This window comes from Neisseria sp. DTU_2021_1001991_1_SI_NGA_ILE_055, from assembly GCF_032342915.1.
In the GTDB taxonomy this organism is placed as follows: domain Bacteria; phylum Pseudomonadota; class Gammaproteobacteria; order Burkholderiales; family Neisseriaceae; genus Neisseria.
On the sequence record NZ_CP135440.1, the window covers coordinates 1,844,865 to 1,864,216 of the forward strand.

Annotated in this window: 19 protein-coding genes; 10 read left to right on the forward strand and 9 right to left on the reverse strand. The window is 44.7% G+C overall.

The window, feature by feature from the left end:
• Positions 1-37 precede the first annotated feature (37 nt).
• The 3 genes from RRV97_RS08635 (at position 38) to RRV97_RS08645 (ending at position 2,230) form a co-directional block, all read left to right on the forward strand.
• A complete protein-coding gene (locus tag RRV97_RS08635; protein ID WP_036493932.1) occupies positions 38-316 on the forward strand; it encodes a lipid asymmetry maintenance protein MlaB in 279 nt (92 codons plus the stop codon).
• Complete coding sequence (locus tag RRV97_RS08640) at positions 313-1,140, forward strand: VacJ family lipoprotein (RefSeq protein ID WP_315611285.1); 828 nt, start codon at positions 313-315, stop codon at positions 1,138-1,140. The genes RRV97_RS08635 and RRV97_RS08640 overlap by 4 nt, the downstream gene beginning before the upstream one ends.
• Before the next feature lie 82 nt (positions 1,141-1,222).
• Positions 1,223-2,230 carry an IS5 family transposase gene (locus RRV97_RS08645; RefSeq protein ID WP_315611286.1) on the forward strand — a complete coding sequence of 336 codons (1,008 nt, stop codon included), beginning with the start codon at positions 1,223-1,225 and terminating at the stop codon, positions 2,228-2,230.
• 406 nt (positions 2,231-2,636) lie between these two features.
• On the opposite strand, the gene RRV97_RS08650 is transcribed toward RRV97_RS08645, so the two are convergent.
• The 7 genes from RRV97_RS08650 to RRV97_RS08680 are packed head-to-tail and all read right to left on the reverse strand — an operon-like array spanning position 2,637 to position 12,882.
• Positions 2,637-4,115, reverse strand: a complete 1,479-nt coding sequence (locus RRV97_RS08650) for a hypothetical protein (RefSeq protein ID WP_315611287.1) — start codon at positions 4,113-4,115, stop codon at positions 2,637-2,639.
• Positions 4,116-4,160: 45 nt separating this feature from the next.
• A complete protein-coding gene (gene tssE / locus RRV97_RS08655; RefSeq protein WP_049332879.1) occupies positions 4,161-4,574 on the reverse strand; it encodes a type VI secretion system baseplate subunit TssE in 414 nt (137 codons plus the stop codon).
• A complete protein-coding gene (gene tssJ, locus RRV97_RS08660; RefSeq protein WP_049332881.1) occupies positions 4,574-5,113 on the reverse strand; it encodes a type VI secretion system lipoprotein TssJ in 540 nt (179 codons plus the stop codon). The genes tssE and tssJ overlap by 1 nt, the downstream gene beginning before the upstream one ends.
• 19 nt (positions 5,114-5,132) lie before the next feature.
• A complete protein-coding gene (tssG, locus tag RRV97_RS08665; RefSeq protein WP_128580432.1) occupies positions 5,133-6,242 on the reverse strand; it encodes a type VI secretion system baseplate subunit TssG in 1,110 nt (369 codons plus the stop codon).
• A complete protein-coding gene (gene tssF, locus RRV97_RS08670) occupies positions 6,206-7,972 on the reverse strand; it encodes a type VI secretion system baseplate subunit TssF (RefSeq protein ID WP_070765555.1) in 1,767 nt (588 codons plus the stop codon). The genes tssG and tssF overlap by 37 nt, the downstream gene beginning before the upstream one ends.
• 9 nt (positions 7,973-7,981) lie before the next feature.
• A complete protein-coding gene (gene tssA, locus RRV97_RS08675) occupies positions 7,982-9,604 on the reverse strand; it encodes a type VI secretion system protein TssA (protein WP_315611288.1) in 1,623 nt (540 codons plus the stop codon).
• A 2-nt stretch (positions 9,605-9,606) separates the two neighbouring features.
• Positions 9,607-12,882, reverse strand: a complete 3,276-nt coding sequence (locus tag RRV97_RS08680; protein ID WP_315611289.1) for an ImcF-related family protein — start codon at positions 12,880-12,882, stop codon at positions 9,607-9,609.
• A 432-nt stretch (positions 12,883-13,314) separates the two neighbouring features.
• Here RRV97_RS08680 and RRV97_RS08685 point away from each other — a divergent pair, with 432 nt between their 5' ends.
• The 7 genes from RRV97_RS08685 to cysS all read left to right on the forward strand — a co-directional run bounded on the left by RRV97_RS08685 (position 13,315) and on the right by cysS (position 18,183).
• Positions 13,315-13,677 (forward strand): VacJ, encoded by a 363-nt coding sequence (locus RRV97_RS08685; RefSeq protein ID WP_070823632.1) that lies wholly within the window; start codon positions 13,315-13,317, stop codon positions 13,675-13,677.
• The gene (locus RRV97_RS08690) at positions 13,677-14,060 is read left to right on the forward strand and encodes a thioesterase family protein (protein ID WP_315611290.1); all 384 of its coding nucleotides are present in this window, start codon (positions 13,677-13,679) and stop codon (positions 14,058-14,060) included. Before RRV97_RS08685 ends, RRV97_RS08690 begins: the two co-directional genes overlap by 1 nt.
• Entirely contained in the window at positions 14,057-14,545 is a 489-nt protein-coding gene (locus tag RRV97_RS08695) for a TlpA disulfide reductase family protein (RefSeq protein WP_315611291.1), read from the forward strand. The genes RRV97_RS08690 and RRV97_RS08695 overlap by 4 nt, the downstream gene beginning before the upstream one ends.
• Positions 14,546-14,688: 143 nt before the next feature.
• Positions 14,689-15,843: a GTPase ObgE gene (gene obgE, locus RRV97_RS08700; protein WP_315611292.1), complete on the forward strand. Its 1,155-nt coding sequence runs from the start codon at positions 14,689-14,691 to the stop codon at positions 15,841-15,843.
• A 70-nt stretch (positions 15,844-15,913) separates the two neighbouring features.
• Entirely contained in the window at positions 15,914-16,102 is a 189-nt protein-coding gene (locus RRV97_RS08705; protein WP_070452636.1) for a hypothetical protein, read from the forward strand.
• On the forward strand, positions 16,083-16,697 hold the full coding sequence (locus tag RRV97_RS08710; protein WP_315611293.1) for a zeta toxin family protein: 615 nt from the start codon (positions 16,083-16,085) through the stop codon (positions 16,695-16,697). Before RRV97_RS08705 ends, RRV97_RS08710 begins: the two co-directional genes overlap by 20 nt.
• A gap of 64 nt (positions 16,698-16,761) precedes the next feature.
• A complete protein-coding gene (cysS, locus tag RRV97_RS08715) occupies positions 16,762-18,183 on the forward strand; it encodes a cysteine--tRNA ligase (RefSeq protein ID WP_315611294.1) in 1,422 nt (473 codons plus the stop codon).
• 112 nt (positions 18,184-18,295) lie between these two features.
• Here cysS and RRV97_RS08720 read toward each other — a convergent pair whose 3' ends face one another.
• Positions 18,296-18,901: a nitroreductase family protein gene (locus RRV97_RS08720; protein ID WP_295696778.1), complete on the reverse strand. Its 606-nt coding sequence runs from the start codon at positions 18,899-18,901 to the stop codon at positions 18,296-18,298.
• 15 nt (positions 18,902-18,916) lie between these two features.
• Entirely contained in the window at positions 18,917-19,312 is a 396-nt protein-coding gene (locus tag RRV97_RS08725; protein WP_315611295.1) for a DoxX family protein, read from the reverse strand.
• Positions 19,313-19,352: the final 40 nt, after the last annotated feature.

The following is a 19,352-nucleotide window of genomic DNA, read 5'->3' on the forward strand; positions in this document are numbered from 1 at the left end:
GTTCAGACGGCATGGTGCCTTACATCATAAAGACACCATGCAAACAGAAATCCGCAACGGCACGCTCTACATCAGCGGCGACGTTACCGTCAAAACCCTGACTGCCTCCGCCTTTGCGCGCTACGAACAACAATGCCGTCTGAAAGAAACAGACAGCATAGACTTCAGCCAAGTAGGCAAAGCAGATTCAGCCTGCGTTTCCCTGCTGCTCAACGCTCTGCGCCGGACAGACAAAAAACCGACCATTCAAAATATTCCCGATTCCGTCCGCGCACTGGCCGAACTTTACGAAATCAAAGACTGGTTGCAATCATGAAAAAAACCACCGCTTCCCTCTGCCTTCTCATCAGCCTTGCCTCCGCGCCCGCACTGGCCGAACGCAATCCGGCCGACCCTTATGAAGGCTACAACCGTACCGTTTCCAAGTTCAACGACAAAGCAGACAAATACGTCCTTTCCCCTGTCGTACGCGGTTATCGCAAAGTAACGCCCAAACCAGTGCGTACCGGCGTGAGCAACTTCTTCAACAACCTGCGCGATGTCGTCAGCTTCGGCAGCAATGTTCTGCGCCTTGACGTCAAACGCGCCAGCGAAGACCTCGTCCGCGTCGGCATCAACACCACCTTCGGCCTTGGCGGTTTAATCGACGTAGCCGGTGCAGGCGGCGTACCCAGCAATAAAAACACCCTCGGCGACACCTTCGCCTCATGGGGCTGGAAAAACAGCAACTACTTCGTTGTCCCCCTGTTCGGCCCATCTACCGTACGCGATACCATTGGCAACGCCGTTACCACCGTCTACCCAGTTAAAAACGCCGTCTTCCACACCAGAGCAGGACGCTGGGGCACAATCGGCCTGCAGGCCATCAACACCCGTGAAGAACTGCTCGACCTGACCGACAGCCTCGAAGGCGCAGCCATCGACAAATACAGCTACACACGCGACCTTTACATGAAAGTCCGCACCCAACAAACCGGCGGCACGCTCCCTCAAAGCGAAGACGACAACATCGACATTGATGACTTAGTGGACAGCAACGCCACTTCCGAGCCGGTAGCAGCACCCCAAACCGCTCCGGCAGAAATCCCCGATACAGCCAATCCCCAAAGCCTGTATCAAACACCATCAGAAAATCTCTGATTTTCTGGGTATAAAAGCTGAGACCTTTACAAAATTCCCCAAAATCCCCTAAATTCCCATCAAGACATTTAGGGGATTTCTCATGGGCACCTTCTTCCGGCAAACCGTCCAAGCCATGATCGCCAAACACATCGACCGTTTCCCACTATTGAAATTGGATCAGGTGATTGATTGGCAACCGATCGAACAATACCTGAATCGTCAAAGAACCCGTTACCTTCGAGACCACCGCGGCCGTCCCGCCTATCCCCTGTTGTCTATGTTCAAAGCCGTCCTGCTCGGACAATGGCACAGCCTCTCCGATCCCGAACTCGAACACAGCCTCATCACCCGCATCGACTTCAACCTGTTTTGCCGTTTTGACGAACTGAGCATTCCCGATTACAGCACCTTATGCCGCTACCGTAACTGGCTGGCGCAAGACAACACCCTGTCCGAACTGCTGGAACTGATTAACCGCCAACTGACTGAAAAAGGCCTAAAAGTAGAGAAAGCATCCGCCGCCGTCGTTGACGCCACCATTATTCAGACCGCCGGCAGCAAACAGCGCCAGGCTATAGAAGTCGATGAAGAAGGACAAGTCAGCGACCAAACCACGCCGAGCAAAGATAAGGATGCCCGTTGGATAAAGAAAAACGGCCTCTACAAACTCGGTTACAAACAACATACCCGTACCGATGCGGAAGGCTATATAGAGAAACTGCACATTACCCCTGCCAATGCCCATGAGTGCAAACACCTGTCGCCTTTGTTGGAAGGACTGCCCGAAGGTACGACCGTCTATGCCGATAAAGGCTATGACAGTGAGGAAAACCGGCAACATCTGGAAGAGTGTCGGCTGCAGGACGGCATTATGCGCAAAGCCCACCGCAAACATCCGCTGTCGGAAGCGCAAACCAAACGCAACCGACATTTGTCGAAGACCCGTTATGTGGTCGAACAGAGCTTCGGTACGCTGCACCGTAAGTTTCGCTACGCCCGGGCAGCCTATTTCGGGCTACTCAAAGTGAGTGCGCAAAGCCATCTGAAGGCGATGTGTTTGAACCTGTTGAAAGCCGCCAACAGGCTAAGTGTGTCTGTTGCTGCCTAAAAAGCGGCCGGATGCCTGATTAATCAGGTATCCAAGGGAAATTAAGGGGGTATTTGAGTAGAGTCAGGAGTGATTTGGAATAGAAACAGCCGAAAACCTGTGTTTAGATTTCAGCTGTCGGGGGAAAAGGAATTTTGCGAAGGTCTCAAGCTATGACCTTTGTAGTGTTTTGGAAATCTAGATTTTGAAGTTTTACAAAAGCTACGAATAATTCATATGCTTACTGCCTATTAAATACAAAAAAGCTTACTTAATGATTTAAGTAAGCTTTTTTATTCACGAGAACGAATTTCTTAAGACCTTTTACAATTACCTGAAGAATCAAAATCCATTTAACTTAAAACTAAGATTCTTCAGACGGCCTTTTCTCATAACTGAAGACTAACTCGACTATATTGGTTACCTTTTACTCAGCCACATCATCTTCATGCACAATAATGTGATTCACATAAACTGGCTGTGCAGAAACTTCATTCGATAATGAATCAGTTATTGGTGCGGATGCTTCGGTTCCCGATAAAGTATCGTGTGTAGAATGAGTTTCTTCTGTTACCTGGTCGGCTTGCGTACCTACAGACGGAATACCCTCTAATTGTGTAGATTCTTGATTATCAGTTTTAGGCTGAGTTTCAAATACCGTTACACGATCTTCCACAGAGGACAATGCTGGAGTAACAACCTCTGGTACAAACGGTTTCTCTTCTACCCTATGATCGGCCTCTATAGAAGTCTCTTCTATTATAGGATTGTGTACCGTTTCAGAAGCTCCAGTCTGTTCAAATGCTTTGACTTCCTCAGGTTGTTCTACAACTTTATGCTCATCTACTACCGGTGGTTGCACTACCTTGGATGCTTCTACTGCCGATGACTGTTCTACAGTCTTAGCCGTTGCTGAATCCACTGGCTGTTCAACTTTAAACTCATCCACTATAGGTTGCGCCACTACTGCAGGCATATCTGCTTCAGATGGCTGTTCTACAGTCTTAGTTTCTACAATCACTGGTTGTTCTGCAGCTTTAGATTCACTTGCTATTGGTTGTTCTACTGCCTCAGGTGTTTCTACCATAGATGACTGCTCTACGGACTTAGTTTCTTCAACTACTGATTCTTCCACAGCCTTAGATTCATCTACTGCAGGTTGCTCTACCTTTTCAGGAGTCTCTACAGATTGAACATTTGGCTTAGATGTATTTAACGTTGCAGGATCAACTGGAGTAGCATTTCCTCTATCCAATTTTTCAATATCTGCCTGTTTAGCATCTTCTGTTTTAACCTGCTTATCAAGAAGATTATCAGAAGAATATTGATTATCTTTAGACTTTTTACCGTCTTCAGCTTGTGTAATTTTTGAATGATGAGCCGGCTCAACTGATATCGTTGTTCCTGGTTCTTCTGCTGTTTGTTTCAGATTTTCTGGTTCTGTCACCGCTGGTTCTGCTTCCACCGGCTTCAATGCAGGATTGTGTGGCTCAGCCTTAGAATTTTTGTCTTCTAAATCTGGCTGCTGGTTTTCGCTTGGATATTTCTGAACAGCTTTTTCAGGAGATGAGGATTTAGTTTTGGCGGTATGGCAATTTTCCCCTATTTTGATGAGTTCAATTCCAGAAACTAAAAAATTGGAGCTTTCTAATTTTCCTTTTAAAGCAACATAGATTGGCGTGCTTTCAGGCATATTTTTTCTGGCACTGACAATCTCTGCTGTCGCTTCATAGCCATTTCCACTACCGGGTAATAAAGCATAAGTATTTTTCAGATTACAACTCTGAATTCGTACATAATTATTTTGAGTAACTAATGTACCTTCTAAATCATACTCTTTAGCTAAGGCTGTCTGGGCAGCTGCTGAAAGCAATACACTGCAAGTAAGAAAAAAGTGTTTAACCATATATTTAGTTCTTAATTTTAAAGTAATCTGTTGATACCTAAAAAGTTACGCTCGGCTGCGTTTAACAGAAACCGTTCCTTCAGGCATAAAATAAGTGTCTATGACTACAGCACCAGCATTTTCAATTTCACATTCAAGCTGATAGCATAAAACCATAATATTGTCTTTAGACTCAGTCAGTCGAATGTCTAAATTTCTCAATCTGGGTTCATATTTCAATAAGGTCTTCCGCATGAAATATCGTAAATCATGTGCACTAGACGGTAAATTCTTATAAACCATACTAAGGTCAGGGATTCCATAATCAGGCAAATGCTTCAAGGAACCACTCCGACTATTGAGAATGCGTTGGATATTATCTAAAACACTCCTAACTAACTGGAAACCATCTGGAAGCCCATCTAGTGGCAAGCCATCAGAATAAAACCCCGTCAATTTCTCATAGAGGGCTGCATCCATTATTTGACTTTCTTTTCGGTCTCTTGAATGACAACTTTATTATCTACCAACTCAACAACTAAAGGCTTTTTATTTTTCAGCTGTTTTTTGGATAGAAGCATTTTCCACGGTTGATCCTCTCCTACCCGATTATAAAAAGCCACGATACCAACATACTTGGTCTCTTTATCCAAGGTTTCATCCAAGCTGATAGTTTCACCAGGTCGAATGGTATATTGCTTATACCCTTCTACCAAATCATTGCCCAAAATGGTTTTATCTTGATTAAGCAAGTCACGATAAGATGCAACTTCATAATTCTGCTTATCTCTAAGCTGATAAATGCGAACAACTGTCGATAACGATTGACCCCGTTCATTTTGATTCAAACCATTACGAGCAACCAAGTCAATCTTTAATATCTTTAACTTAGTATAAAAGATACTTTTAGTTACATTGGTCGTACCATCTTTTACGCCTTGCAAAACCCCGCAACCTGATAATACCGCGCACAATAAGGCTAATGCACAGACTGACTGAATTCTAGTTTTCTTATTCATGATTTTCCGTTTTCTTAAATTAGTTTGAATATGTATAGTTCGCTATTTTTATTTGTTTGTCTTGATGCATCGTACCTAAACCGGTATTAATCCCCAACATTTGTTTTTTTGCCAAACGGCTTTGAGGTATCCATTGCTTCTTGATGTTTAGGTAAATGCTTGCATCAAAACGGCAACCCAAATAGAGCTTCAATAATTCAAGTAATTTTTGGTGTAATGTTTGTTTTGGTAATAGAAGTTGTGCATTCTCAAATGTATCTGGTGTAATCTCAATACGTATCAGATGACTATGATCTTTTATTCTACTGCCTAAAGATGCACTTCCTCCATCCAATCTCAAACCGGCTTTCCCCAACTCACGATTTTTTTCCAATATTACCCACTGAGGCTGAAATTCTTTTACTTTTACATCTGCAAAAGGTAACAAATATCTAACTATACTGATAATACCTTCTTTTGTTCGGGTGCGCTGATAAAAAACACTGAACAATCCCAAGATTCTACTATCTAGCAAAGGATGTATAAATTTACCGTTTACCATCCCCTGCCCAATAAGGTGCAGAAGAGAGCGAGATAAATCATCTTGCCCTTCATTTTGAAACAAAAACGGATAGCGGTATTTTTTCCATGCCTGAAAAAACAGGGTTGTAATTCTATGGTTAAAAATATCCAAAAATGCAGCTAAGCTTTCACTACCGTCTTTATGCGTTGCAATATCGTTCAGGAAATAATCCGGCAAGACAGCATCTACGCCATACAAACCTAAAAATGTTGTTCTTACAGTTGGTAACTCGGCTTCCGCATCATATTCAACCGATGCAATTTCCCCAGAAGGGAAAGATAGAGACTTCACCCTTCTGAATCTTACCATTGACTCTACAGCTTTTTCTTCAGCACTATCGGCAAGCGTTTCCAAAACCCGACAAAATTGGAAAAAATTCATTGTTGCTGCATTGCGTACAATAAACTCTCCCAATTTCTCTTGAAAAATTTCAGATGCTATACCTTCGCGATGAGATTTATTTCTGGGAATCTCCCATAGAGGAAGTGTCTGTCTGCCGTTATTTTCTTTAGCACTTTTATGCGCTGTTTCTAAAACCGTGTGATAGTTGTTTTGCTGTCTTTCCATGTATATGTTTTCCCGGATGGCAGAGAAACTATGCTGAACCGGGTAAATAGGTTCAAATCAGCATACATTGCAAAAAATTCGTTCAATAATTCTCCGAACAAATAAATTTCTGCTTCCCCATTAAATGCAGTTGAATCAAATGTTACTGTAATATGAACTCCACGATGAACTGCACCACGCTCGATTCTTTGTACCGTTTCATGCTTAACGTCAACAATCCCGTTCAATCTGCGCTTATTCAATTCATCTTCGGTCCAATCGTAAATCGACAATGCACCTTTCAAACTATCAACGTTTAGTAATGATAGATAATTTGGTGACAAATGGGACAAGATACGCCATTGAAATCTGTCTTCTGTTGGAGGATAGCATGACAACGTCGGAGTCGTAAGGTTTCTTACCATTTTAATATTGGGCTCGGCTATATCAGTGTCTTGAATCTGGGTTTCCCTCAAACTCTTACGTGGCAAAGCACCATTGGTCCCTACTACTTTTAGAGAAAGTGTTTCAGTAGGCAGAATATCTTTTCTATCCCACAACAATCCTCCAAGCATAATAAATGTTTCATGCTTTCCAGATACTCCTCGTTTTACCTTCGTATGGTAATACCGTTCCGGAGCATCATATTTCATCAACCCACCACGATGTTGGAATGACGAGAAAGGAATATATGAGTAGCGCTTGCCTGTCTCATGATTTACAGCTTCCACTTCATTTACTGAATACACCTCTACTGCCATACCTTCATGCAACAAAGGCTTAACAGGGTATTCAAATGCCTTGTGATCCACCCGAATAGGCTCAGCCTCCATGTCAAAGAGGTTAATGGCAGGAACACAGTTTAATTTCAGGCAATCTGGAGGAAATCTAAGCTCTGAAGGATATTGTTTGGATAGAACTACATTAATACTAAACTCATTAATGCGTTCCGACCATTCTTCGGCATCAATACCAATCAAATCAATAAAGAAAAACTTCTGTTTAAAACAAAAATATTCCAATAGTAATTGATATCCACTGAAACTGTTATTTACTTTTTCCCACAATCTCTCATCTTCGGCAAATCCGACGGCCTTAAACCGTATATTACCTCCAGATGGTAGTTCGGCATGATGGATACTGATTTGAGCAGCCTGATTTAACAAGGCATGACGTAATGCGAAAGCGACTGGTTCATCAGCAGAAATATAAATTCTGATTTTAGAAAAATCCAAATTGTCTTTCTGCGTCTGCCTGTGAATACCAAAAGTCAATTTGATGACACTTTGACCATTTGCATCATAATCCAATAACGTATGCAAGATACTCAAGGGTTGGAGTTTAACATCACCTGTAGTTCGGTACAGGCATCTCGTCAACCTGTCATTAATATTAATGGGCTCAGATTGTACTGATAGTCCTTTTTTAACAAGCTGCCCGCCCTGCAACTTGTTATCATCTGGAATTAACTCTAAAACAGTTAAAGAAGGAATCATCCTCAGATAATGAGGCCACAGCATATTGACCAAACCCTCAGTCAATTCTGGAAAGTCATCATCAAGTTTTTGTCTGATTCTTCCTGTTAAGAAAGCAAAGCCTTCAAACAAGCGCTCCACATAAGGATCGCGTGTACCTACTCTGTCTAAATTCAGCATTGCGGCACGATCAGGGTGAGCTTTTGAGAACTCTAACCCTGCTTCCTTGAGATACCGCATCTCTTCTTCATAATAACGTAATGTGGGATCTGACATAATATATGTTTAATCGATTAATTCTAATGCACGGACAATATCAGCCTGCATTAATTCAGTTCGTAAAAATTCAAGTTGCCCAGTAGCTTCAGTATCTTTCTTATCAAAATTTTCATTTAACAATTGATACCATAAAGCATATACATCAAATGCAAAATGTTTATCCCACTCTTTTACTGTCAAAACCTGCATCTGCCGTGAAGCCTGTTCCAACAGTTTCAAGGCCCAATCTACTTTTTGATTGTTTGCAGCCAAACGGGCCATCATCAGCCACTTTTTAACCTGCCCTGCACCTGACTGCAACTCTGGTAATGTTTCCAACCAAGCAAAAGCAGCATCCAAGCCTTGTTCTTGTGTTTTTAACAAAGCCTGTTGCCATTGACTTTCTTGGTTTTCTACCTGAGATGATGATTCTATTACTGCTTTTTGAACTGTTCGACTACTAGTCTGCTTGCGCGTGGATGACATAACCTTTTGCTCCAACCACGTAAGCGTATCGGCTGAGACAAACGGAAATCCGTTATCAAAACTTAATCCGATCAAGCCATCACATCTGGTCAGTAAAGATTTCAGCTCAAATAATGATGAGTCAACCTGAGAAAGATATAAACCACCCAACGCCTGCTGTCCTTGCCACGCGTAATATTGCAAATCGAGCCAATACTGATTAGCACCTTCTAAAAAAGCCGCTTCTACTCTATCAAGCAAATCCCGCCATTGCTGCTCATTAACCAAACGATTTAAAGTTGCCAATAAATCTGTCCTTGGAGCTTTCAAACGAGTCTGACCATTTTGATGAGGAGGGATACCATTTAGCCCACCCCAACGTACAGCACGAATCATCTTATATGCAGGCCAATATCCATCATCCTGCTCTCTTAAATAGGCGGCATTAATCCTAACTTGATCGAGTAATGCTTTAGAAGAGTTAACTTGAGTGACAGCTAAACTTTCAGACGGCCTCTGACCCTCTTGACGAATCTGTGGTACAACTTCCTGGTCAATAGGCGTACTAACTTCCTGACTTTGACTTGTACTTGTCTGAGGTGATGAAAAACGAACAGATGACTCTTCAAAATATTGCAATAACGGAAACAGACTGGGGCGTACTGATTCTTCCCATCCCTCAAAATGATGTTGCAACGACATTAACGCCGATAATGTCCGCTTAAGGTCTACCGAATTAGATAATTCAGTCCCTTTGAGCGTATCCAATACTCTTTCCCCAGACAGCCAATTTAATGCATTGCGTTTTTGTACCGGCTTTTTCGGCCATAGTGATTGATCAAATTTTTGCAGCAATCCGCATAAAATTTCTAAACCATCTGAAAAACCTGCCAATCCCCGGTCTCGCAAAGCGGCAAAAATATAATAAGTTGCTACTCTCAAGTCTTTAGATTGACGTTTTAACAAGCGTTCAGAAGCATCCAAAATCAATCGGCAATCAATACCTGAAAGCTTGGCCAATTCAATTTTAATAGCCTCAAAATCATCGGCATATGCAACATCCTCGCCACAAGGGTGGCCGTCTGAAACAGGTTCCAGCCACTCTTGCCAGCGATGAATATTGTTATCTGTGATTGATGTACCCTCATCACCAAGTATCGGCTTTACCCATTGGGGTAATGTCATGATTATTTAACCTCAAAAATCTTATTCGGCAGATGGATATTCTTCAGTTCCAACAATCCCAAAGGTCCTTTACCGGAATTAGTTCTCATATAGAACCTCATCAATTTGTCTTTCTCCAATGGGAATTCGACTAAATAAGTGCCGCTATCAATCGGTGTAACCCTAGATTTTTCAAGCATACGGATAAAACCGAAGCGACCACTAATTTCTTGAGTCTTACGCATACCTTCTGCCTCAGTTTCCCAAGAAATACGAAGACCGGCATTGCTGACATCTCCAGGCCATTTGAATGTCTTCCACTCTGTTTGTTGATTGAAATAATCTAAAGACTGACCGTCGATAATTAAATCATACTGAACAATACCTTGAGTAGATGTCGGTTTCAGCTCAAAGCTATAACCGCCCTCTCCGTTAACAAAGAAGTCTTCAGAAATAGCACTCAATTTATTCAATTGTTGCAGCAATCCCGGATTAACCTTCAATTCACTTCCGGGCGCAACAATCCATTGGTTACCCTGTTTGGTTAAAACACCTGCCAATTGGGTTGTGACAAACTGATTAAGTGCACCTTTGTTAACATCCAAATATTTTGCCAATACCGGAATCGAAACTTCAATTTCTGATCGAGCAAATGGATATCGGCCACCCAGTTCAGACTGCATAGGATTGACAAAATTGCTTGCCCACAAATTATTGATGTCTTTTTGAGCAACACCAGCAATTGAATCCCATACGGAATTAAACGGCAATACAAAAACATTTCGTGCAAACGGCAACAATCTGTCACCCACGCCGGCCTCAATCAAACGTGCGTACTGTATACCGTCAAGGAACTCATTATCACCACCGTTTAAAACACCTTGCACGGCTGTTCTTGCCGCACCTCCAGTATCAGAGGATGCCGTCATTTGAATCAAACGCTGCTTCACAGTAGTTACACGTTCAAGGTAACGCTGCAGGCTCAAATCACTCTTTGGATTAATTTGTGCATCAATCAATTGCAACAGAGTTTCAAATTCCGCTTCTAACGGCCCTGCCAGATAATCATTTACCTTATCTTCCAAAGCATTAATATTTTCAGATTGAGAATTCAATACCGCATCTGCAACCTTACGCGAACGAGTGGACAGTTGTCTTGCGGCTACACGTTTTGCTGCATCTGCAACAGCAGGATTGACATCAACTTTCTTGCTATCCAGCTGACTGCTTTCTTTCACTGCATTAAATAATGCCACCAATGGCGAACGTTGAGGATCCGCATAGACGTGAAGCTGATTAACTGCATCCAAGCTGGTTGTTCTCGGTTGCCATGTAATGCTGTTCATCATGTTATACCAAGCGGTAGCATATTCCTTAAAGTAGCGTTCTTTCAGGCTATTGATTGCCGCTTCTGTTACCGAAGCTTGGTACACATTACCGCCCAATACCCAATCATTGCTCTTGCTGTCTTTAATTGCCTGTTCTAATCCCGGCTTAATATATTTTTCCCAACCCTCAACCGTATATATACGCGGCAAAGGTTTTCCAACATTCCAAATACCTTTCAAATCCTTATTAAGCAATTTGTCTAAGGTAATGGTTTGCAATTTGGCATTCGTACCCTGAATAATGCGTTTATACAATTGCTCACTGCCTTGGTCGCGATTGATCCAGTCCACCAAGACCTGACGGCTTCTTGATACCAATTCAGTTTGTTCAGGCTCTGCCAAATTATTTTTCTGTGACATACGCGACACAAAAAATTGTGCCAACGTTTGCGCATCTTTTTCCGCTACATTTTGCGTTGTCAACATCTGTGTCAACTTGGTTACTAAGAATTCCGCATCTTTTGTGCTTTTTGTTTTCTCAACATGAGACGTCAACATCAAATATGCTTTTAAGTCTTGATAAGCACTATCCTGAAGTTCAAAGTCATCAGGAATTCTGCCTTCCAACATTACCAATTCATCTAACTTGTTCTCAAAGAATGCAGTAGCAGGACGGCTGATAACATCTTTTGCCAAATTATTATATTTACGGTAAGCAACGGCCAAGAGCTCTTGTCGATGCTCATACCCCAAAAACTTAACTGCATATTGTGAGAAGCTTCGACGAGACTCCAAATCTGTAATATCTTGTTGCAATCGAATAAGTGTAGCTACTTTCTCAGCACGAGATTTTACTTTCTGTACGCTTTCAAAATCGGTCTTCAAACGGCTGATTTCTTGATAGCTGCTATACGCACTGACTGCAAACGCACCACCGACAAGCAAGGCAACTGCACTTAAGCCCAAATAAATTTTTTCCGTTTTAGAAAAACGCAGTTTCTTTCCGGAACCCAAAACAGATAAATCGTTGAATGCACGGAAAATCAAATCTCCTGATTGTTCAGGTTGATTTGATTGGATAAAAGAAATACCAGCAACAGTATCCAGTTTGCCCAGTCCCCGCTTTTCTGCAGCAATATAATCAGCCAAAGCCTGAGTTTGTGACGGCAGTTTGGCGGACAATTTCGCAATGGGTGTTTGTTCTAAATCGGCTTCAATCAATCGTGTGCCCACAGCTGCCAACTGATTGGCAAATTGATCCAACTCTTTCATCAACTCTGCTGAAGATACTGTTGAACCATATTTCAAAGCATGACTGACTGCTGATGGCATTTCATTAGCATCATTTACAAAATGAACTTGATTAATTGGAAGTTTCCAGCCAAGTTTTTTCATTAACTCAAGCAGTTGAGCGGTATTTTCCTGAACTGAAAACTCCCCTTGAAGCTCAACAATACCTTCTGCAGGACGTTTTCCCACACCCCTCAGATACTGCCAACCATTCGCAGGTTCCATTGCCTGAGCATCTATCCAAATCGCAGAAGCCGTTTCTACCCACAGTTGCGGGCGAATATTAGGCAAAACTCTATCCAAGAGCATTGGTTCTTGCGTTACAACGAAAATCCAAGGCTTACGATGTTTTTTATATTGTCTAGTCAATAAGTAAATATGGCGTAGCTGCTCCCAACGTTCCGCTATACCAATCAGAGTCGAAGACTCTCCATTATCCCCACTTAAATCTTCAGGATTTAAATGTTTCAAACCGGAGTATTTATCGGAGCTCCTAGCCCAAAAAAATCTCGTAATCAAAGGAGTAAGGAGTATCAATGAGATCACAATTGATACACATGCCCAGACCACAATTTTTGCAATAGTCGACGTAATGCCAAGATTTTGGCCAAAAAAGTATAATAGGATTGCGCTGATGGCACTTCCAATAAAGATGATTACCCCTGTTGTAATAGGCTTCATAGTAGAGTTTTCTCGAAAAAGATAAGGGATGGATTATAATAGGATATTTCCTCTCCGTCATTATTACATATAAATCTTATTTGAATAAATATTCATTTAACCCAATATTTATCTTCACCTTTCAATTTTGCTTCAGCCCCTGACTCATAGAAACAATTCATTCTGCGCACATAAAATCAACCAAACCGACATCATCCTACGAATACCATATAGATACAGAAAATACCCGTGTTATTTACACAACAGATTTGGAAAACAATTCCTCTGAGTTTTTAAAGATTCGTATTTTCTGGTGAAATTGAACCTCAAACTCTATCTAGATATACCTTAATTTTGTACTTCTCTTCTTCAGACGGCCTTTATCCCCCAAAAGATAGCCAGTCCACCACCTTTGCTATATCATTCAACTATACAGAAACCAAGGAAAACACCATGTACGAAGTCAACCGCAGCGTCTTCCTGCTTATCCCCCTCGAGCCTTTTTGGAACTGGCTGAAATCCCTGCCCGGCAATCACTTGGACGGCCTGACGCTTGAAGATATCCAAGCCGATGCCAATTCCTACCTCGTTCGCCCGTGCGAAACCGCCGACGAAGTATGGGACGAAATCGAAGCGCGTTTTGAAGACATTTTTGCTGCCGAATTGGCCGACTGGTGCGAAGACGAAAGCGAATGGCCGGATTTGGACGCCGACATTTTCAACGAATGGTTCGACATCCAGCTCTCCACCGTGATTACCGACCTCGAACACGAACCAATCGCACGCGAAGAGTTCCAACCCATCAATCTCAACTGATGAAACTGACCGTCCGCAACTACCACCTCGACGGCTACGGCCACGTCAACAATGCGCGCTATCTTGAATTTCTCGAAGAAGCGCGCTGGACGTTTTTTCAAGAACATGACCTTCTGTCCGAACTCAAAGGCATCATGTTCGTTGTTGCACGCGTTGATATCCGCTATCGCCGCCCATCGCTTGAAGGCGATGTTTTAACCTTCACAGGCCGTCTGAAAGACATCGGCACACGCCACATCATCCTCAGCCAAACCGCGACCCTGCCCAACGGCAAAGCCGCCATCGAAGCCGAAGTGACCCTTATGTCCGTCAGCAGCGAAAGCGGCCGCAGCATCAGCGTTCCCCAAACCTTAGCACACGCCATTCAAAACCTCGAATCATGAAAAAAATACTCACACTCCTTGTCATTGCCACAATTGGCGCGCTTCTTACCTTCGTCCTTATCCCCAGCAACAAAGCCGCCCCTGAGTTCGCCCTGCCCGACCTGCAAGGCAAAACCATTACCAATGCCGATTTGAAAGACAAAGTTACCCTCATTAACTTCTGGTTTCCCTCCTGCCCCGGCTGCGTGAGCGAAATGCCTAAAATCATCAAAACCGCCCAAGATTATCAAGGCAAAAACTTCCAAGTCCTCGGCATTGCCCAGCCCATCGACCCTATTGAGAGCGTCCATCAGTACGTCAAAGAATACGGCCTTCCCTTCACCGTCATGTACGATGCCGACAAAACTGCTGCAAAAGCCTTTGGCACACAGGTTTACCCGACTTCCGTCCTGATCGACAAAAACGGCAACATCCTCAAAACCTACGTTGGCGAACCCAATTTCACCCAACTCTATCAAGAAATCGACCAGGCTCTCGCCCAATAAATCCAAGGCTGTCTGAAACCACATTTCAGACGGCCTAAAACCGAAATATCCTTTATAATAAGCAACATTTTATCCGTTCAGACACCAAGCTCCTCTATTAACAAAGGCCGTCTGAAACAACCGAATACCCATAAGAGAACACCATGAAATTTATCGACGAAGCAAAAATCGAAGTCGCCGCAGGCAAAGGCGGTAATGGCGCAACCAGTTTCCGCCGCGAAAAATTCGTACCCCGCGGCGGCCCTGACGGCGGCGACGGCGGCAAAGGCGGCAGCGTTTGGGCAGAAGCCGACGAAAACACCAACACCCTCGTCGAATACCGCTTCGTCAAACGCTACCAAGCCAAAAACGGCGAAAAAGGCCACGGTTCCGACCGCTACGGCGCAGGGGCGGACGACATTGTCCTCAAAATGCCCGTCGGCACCCTTATCCGCGACCTCGATACAGACGAAATCGTCGCCGACCTGACTTATCACGGACAGCGCGTCTGCCTCGCCAAAGGCGGCAAAGGCGGCTTGGGCAACATCCACTTCAAATCCTCCGTCAACCGCGCCCCAAAACAATCCACGCCCGGCGAAGAAGGCGAAACCCGTTCCCTGCAACTCGAGCTTAAAGTCCTCGCCGACGTCGGCTTATTGGGCATGCCCAACGCCGGCAAATCCACCTTGATTACCGCTGTCTCCGCCGCGCGCCCCAAAATCGCCAACTACCCCTTCACCACCCTGCATCCAAACTTGGGCGTCGTGCGCATCGACGAAAACCACAGCTTCGTCATGGCCGACATCCCCGGCCTGATTGAAGGCGCAGCAGAAGGCGCAGGCCTCGGCCACCGCTTCCTTAAACACCTATCGCGCACCGGCCTGCTGTTGCACGTTGTTGATTTGGCCCCCTTCGACGAGACCGTCAATCCCGCCGAAGAAGCCCTCGCCATCATCAACGAATTGCGCAAATACGACGAAGAACTCTACGATAAACCACGCTGGCTGGTGCTGAACAAACTCGACATGCTCGACGAAGAAGAAGCCCAAGCGCGTACTGCTGCCTTCCTAGAAGCCATCGGCTGGGATTACCCCAAACCAGACGACCGCTTCCAATTCGACATGGAAACCCCGCGCCTCTTCCAAATCAGCGCCCTAACCCACCAAGGCACGCAGGAATTGGTACACCAAATCAACCAATACCTGACCGAGAAAAAACGCATCGAAGCGGAGAAAGCCGAAGCGGAACAAGCAGCCGCAAAAGCCGAAATTACTGAGCAGCAGCCTAAAACAGATACAGGCGTATTTAAGCCGGAGTAAAAAATTTCAGACGGCCTTTTTAATATAATATAGGGCTGTCCGAATACAGGAATAAAAAGCAAGGAAGAGCATGATTTCTGATAAACAACGTACCGAGTTGGCGAAAAAGCAAGCCATGCTTAAAATTTTGTATCAGGCATGGCTAGCAGAAAAACGGAAATACGCCGTAATCACGGTAGTCGATAATGAAGGCAATCTGATCGAATATCATCCTTCCGGTAATCAAAGAACAGTAGGCCATGTCAAACAACCGGCCTAAAGCGATTTTTTACTGTGGTGCTAACGGTTCGGGCAAATCTACCCTGCGCCAATTCAATCAAGACCGTGTCTCATTAGTGATTGATTCTGACCATATCGCAGCGGAAATTAACCCTGAAATGCCTCGCTTAGCCGATATGGAAGCGGGAAAAACTGCATTGCGCTTATTCCGTCAAGCGTTGGATAATCGAATTTCTTTTTCCATGGAATCGACCTTATCCGGCAAATCCGCCCTTACCCGCATTCAAACGGCCCGCAATGCCGGATTCTACGTCATACTCAACTATATCGGTCTTGCGACGCCCGAATTAAATATCCGCCGTATGCAGGAGCGCGTCGCAAGCGGCGGACACTGGATAGATCCTGAGTTAATCCTCAAACGCTACCATGTGAGCCTGCAAAACCTTCATACCGCATTACCGTTTGCCGATGAAAGTTTTATTTTTGATAACTCATCGGTTTATCCACAGCTGCAAATATGGATAAATCAATATCAATATTTAAAAAACAAACATTTAGCCGATTGGGTAAATCCAATCGAGCAAACCATAATTTCAAATGGATTAATTTTTGATTCTTTTTTAACTTATGAATAAAGAATTTGCCTGCACAAAAAATCCAAAATAATTTCCCTCTGTTTACACAAAATTTGAAAATTCCATGACCACCATCTACAACACCCTTACCCGTCAAAAAGAACCCTTTTCCCCCATTGACCCTAAAAACGTGCGTATGTACGTTTGCGGCATGACTGTTTACGACTATTGCCACTTAGGCCATGCCCGCGTGATGGTTGTATTCGACATGATTGCCCGTTGGCTGCGCAAGTGTGGTTATCCGCTCACTTATGTGCGCAATATCACCGACATCGACGACAAAATCATTGCCCGTGCGGCTGAAAACGGCGAAACCATCGGCGAACTGACTGCGCGTTTCATTCAGGCCATGCACGAAGATGCCGATGCTTTGGGCGTGTTGCGTCCGGATATTGAGCCGAAGGCGACGGAAAACATTCCGCAAATGATTGCCATGATTGAAACCCTGATTCAAAACGGCAAGGCTTATCCTGCAGCAAACGGCGATGTTTATTATGCCGTGCGTGAGTTTGCCGCTTACGGACAATTATCGGGCAAATCGTTGGACGACCTGCGCGCAGGCGAGCGTGTGGAAGTGGACGGTTTCAAACGCGATCCGCTTGATTTTGTGTTGTGGAAAGCCGCCAAAGCAGGCGAACCGGCATGGGAGAGCCCGTGGGGCAATGGTCGTCCGGGGTGGCACATCGAATGCTCCGCCATGAGTGAAAACCTGTTCGGCGATACTTTCGACATCCACGGCGGCGGTGCGGATTTGCAATTCCCGCACCATGAAAACGAAATCGCCCAAAGTGTCGGCGCGACAGGGCATACCTGCGGCCACGACCACGCGCAAACCCACCACGATCAAAGTATCGCCAGCCACGTCAAATACTGGCTGCACAATGGCTTCATCCGTGTGGACGGCGAAAAAATGTCCAAATCGTTGGGCAACTTCTTTACTATCCGCGAAGTGTTGAAACAATACGACCCTGAAGTTGTGCGTTTCTTCATCCTACGCGCCCACTACCGCAGCCCACTGAACTACTCCGACGCGCATTTGGACGACGCAAAAGGTGCGTTGACCCGCCTGTACACCACGTTGAAAAACACACCAGCGGCTGAGTTTGATTTATCTGAAAACGCCAACGACTACACCCGCCGTTTCTACGCCGCCATGAACGACGATTTCGGTACGGTCGAAGCGGTTGCCGTGTTGTTTGAGCTGGCAGGCGAAGTGAACAAAACCAACGACGCACACCTCGCCGGCTGCCTGAAAGCCTTGGGCGGCATCATCGGCCTGTTGCAACGTGATCCGATTGAGTTCCTGCAAGGCGGCGCGGTTTCAGACGGCCTCTCCAACGAAGAAATCGAAGACTTAATCGCCCGACGCAAACAGGCACGTGCGGATAAAAACTGGGTGGAATCCGACCGTATCCGCGACCTTCTGAACGAACACAAAATCATTCTGGAAGACAACGCCGGCGGTACGACTTGGCGCCGCGGTTGATTTTATGTCATAGATAAAAGGCCGTCTGAAACTGTTTTCAGACGGCCTTTTTAATTTTGCTATTTCAAAAAGGGCGCAAACATCGTGCCCTTTGTTTAAAACATCATTTCATTTATGCGCCGAATACTTTCAGACGGCCTTCGATTGGTTGGAAGGCTTTTTCGCCGGCAGGAGCCGCGATACCGCCAATCACCATTTGCGCACGCAACAACCAGCTTTCCGGCAAGTTCCATTCTTTGGCAATAGCCGCATCCGGCAGCGGATTGTAGTGTTGCAGATTGGCGCCGATACCGGCAGCCGCCAATGTTGTCCAAACAGCATATTGAACCATGGCATTTGCCTGATCTGCCCAGATCGGGAAGTTGGCCGCATAAGATGGGAACTTCTCTTGCAAGCCTTTGACAACATCTTGATCTTCAAAGAACAAAACTGTCGCCGCGCCTGCTTTAAACAAGTTCAGTTTTTGCGCAGTGGCTTCAAATTGCTCGGCAGGGACAACCGCACGCAAAGCTTCTTCGACAAAATGCCACACTTTGGCATGTTCTTCGCCAAACAATACGACCACTCGGGCAGATTGCGAATTGAAAGAAGACGGCGTATGCAAAACGGCGTGTTCGATGATTTTAGTTACTTCCTCATTGGACAGAGGCAGGGTGTTGTTCAATGCATAGATAGAACGACGGGTTTCAGCAGCTTGTTGCAAAACAGAATAAGTCATGATCTTTTCCTTAAATTAATCTTTATCTTTAACAAAAACGTTATCCAAAGCCCACGCTCCGCCGCCGACTACTGCCAGGTACAAAAACACGAAGCAGAACAAAACGGCAGATTCACCCTGGTTGACCAATGGAAACAAAACATTACCAGAAGACGCGTGCGCCATAAAGTAGGCGGCTGCCATCTGACCGGACAAAACAAACGCGGCCGGACGCGTAAACAGGCCCAATATCAATAAGATACCGCCGACAATTTCCAAAATACCGGCCACCAGCATCAAGCCTTCGGGCGCTCCGCCCATGGACATCGGAAAACTGAAAAACTTGGCCGTACCATGCAGCAAAAACAGATACGCCGTCACAATGCGCAAGACGGACAATACAACAGGTTGGAATGATTTGAGGGCAGACATCTTCATAATCCTTATTTTAATGGCTACCTGAAAGAGGTAG

Excerpts from the sequence above, each read along its gene's own strand:
- RRV97_RS08635 (WP_036493932.1), top strand. The coding sequence starts at position 38 with ATGCAAACAGAAATCCGCAACGGCACGCTCTACATCAGCGGCGACGTT.
- RRV97_RS08640 (WP_315611285.1), top strand. The coding sequence starts at position 313 with ATGAAAAAAACCACCGCTTCCCTCTGCCTTCTCATCAGCCTTGCCTCC.
- RRV97_RS08645 (WP_315611286.1), top strand. The coding sequence starts at position 1,223 with ATGGGCACCTTCTTCCGGCAAACCGTCCAAGCCATGATCGCCAAACAC.
- RRV97_RS08650 (WP_315611287.1), bottom strand. The coding sequence starts at position 4,115 with ATGGTTAAACACTTTTTTCTTACTTGCAGTGTATTGCTTTCAGCAGCT.
- tssE (WP_049332879.1), bottom strand. The coding sequence starts at position 4,574 with ATGGATGCAGCCCTCTATGAGAAATTGACGGGGTTTTATTCTGATGGC.
- tssJ (WP_049332881.1), bottom strand. The coding sequence starts at position 5,113 with ATGAATAAGAAAACTAGAATTCAGTCAGTCTGTGCATTAGCCTTATTG.
- tssG (WP_128580432.1), bottom strand. The coding sequence starts at position 6,242 with ATGGAAAGACAGCAAAACAACTATCACACGGTTTTAGAAACAGCGCAT.
- tssF (WP_070765555.1), bottom strand. The coding sequence starts at position 7,972 with ATGTCAGATCCCACATTACGTTATTATGAAGAAGAGATGCGGTATCTC.
- tssA (WP_315611288.1), bottom strand. The coding sequence starts at position 9,604 with ATGACATTACCCCAATGGGTAAAGCCGATACTTGGTGATGAGGGTACA.
- RRV97_RS08680 (WP_315611289.1), bottom strand. The coding sequence starts at position 12,882 with ATGAAGCCTATTACAACAGGGGTAATCATCTTTATTGGAAGTGCCATC.
- RRV97_RS08685 (WP_070823632.1), top strand. The coding sequence starts at position 13,315 with ATGTACGAAGTCAACCGCAGCGTCTTCCTGCTTATCCCCCTCGAGCCT.
- RRV97_RS08690 (WP_315611290.1), top strand. The coding sequence starts at position 13,677 with ATGAAACTGACCGTCCGCAACTACCACCTCGACGGCTACGGCCACGTC.
- RRV97_RS08695 (WP_315611291.1), top strand. The coding sequence starts at position 14,057 with ATGAAAAAAATACTCACACTCCTTGTCATTGCCACAATTGGCGCGCTT.
- obgE (WP_315611292.1), top strand. The coding sequence starts at position 14,689 with ATGAAATTTATCGACGAAGCAAAAATCGAAGTCGCCGCAGGCAAAGGC.
- RRV97_RS08705 (WP_070452636.1), top strand. The coding sequence starts at position 15,914 with ATGATTTCTGATAAACAACGTACCGAGTTGGCGAAAAAGCAAGCCATG.
- RRV97_RS08710 (WP_315611293.1), top strand. The coding sequence starts at position 16,083 with ATGTCAAACAACCGGCCTAAAGCGATTTTTTACTGTGGTGCTAACGGT.
- cysS (WP_315611294.1), top strand. The coding sequence starts at position 16,762 with ATGACCACCATCTACAACACCCTTACCCGTCAAAAAGAACCCTTTTCC.
- RRV97_RS08720 (WP_295696778.1), bottom strand. The coding sequence starts at position 18,901 with ATGACTTATTCTGTTTTGCAACAAGCTGCTGAAACCCGTCGTTCTATC.
- RRV97_RS08725 (WP_315611295.1), bottom strand. The coding sequence starts at position 19,312 with ATGTCTGCCCTCAAATCATTCCAACCTGTTGTATTGTCCGTCTTGCGC.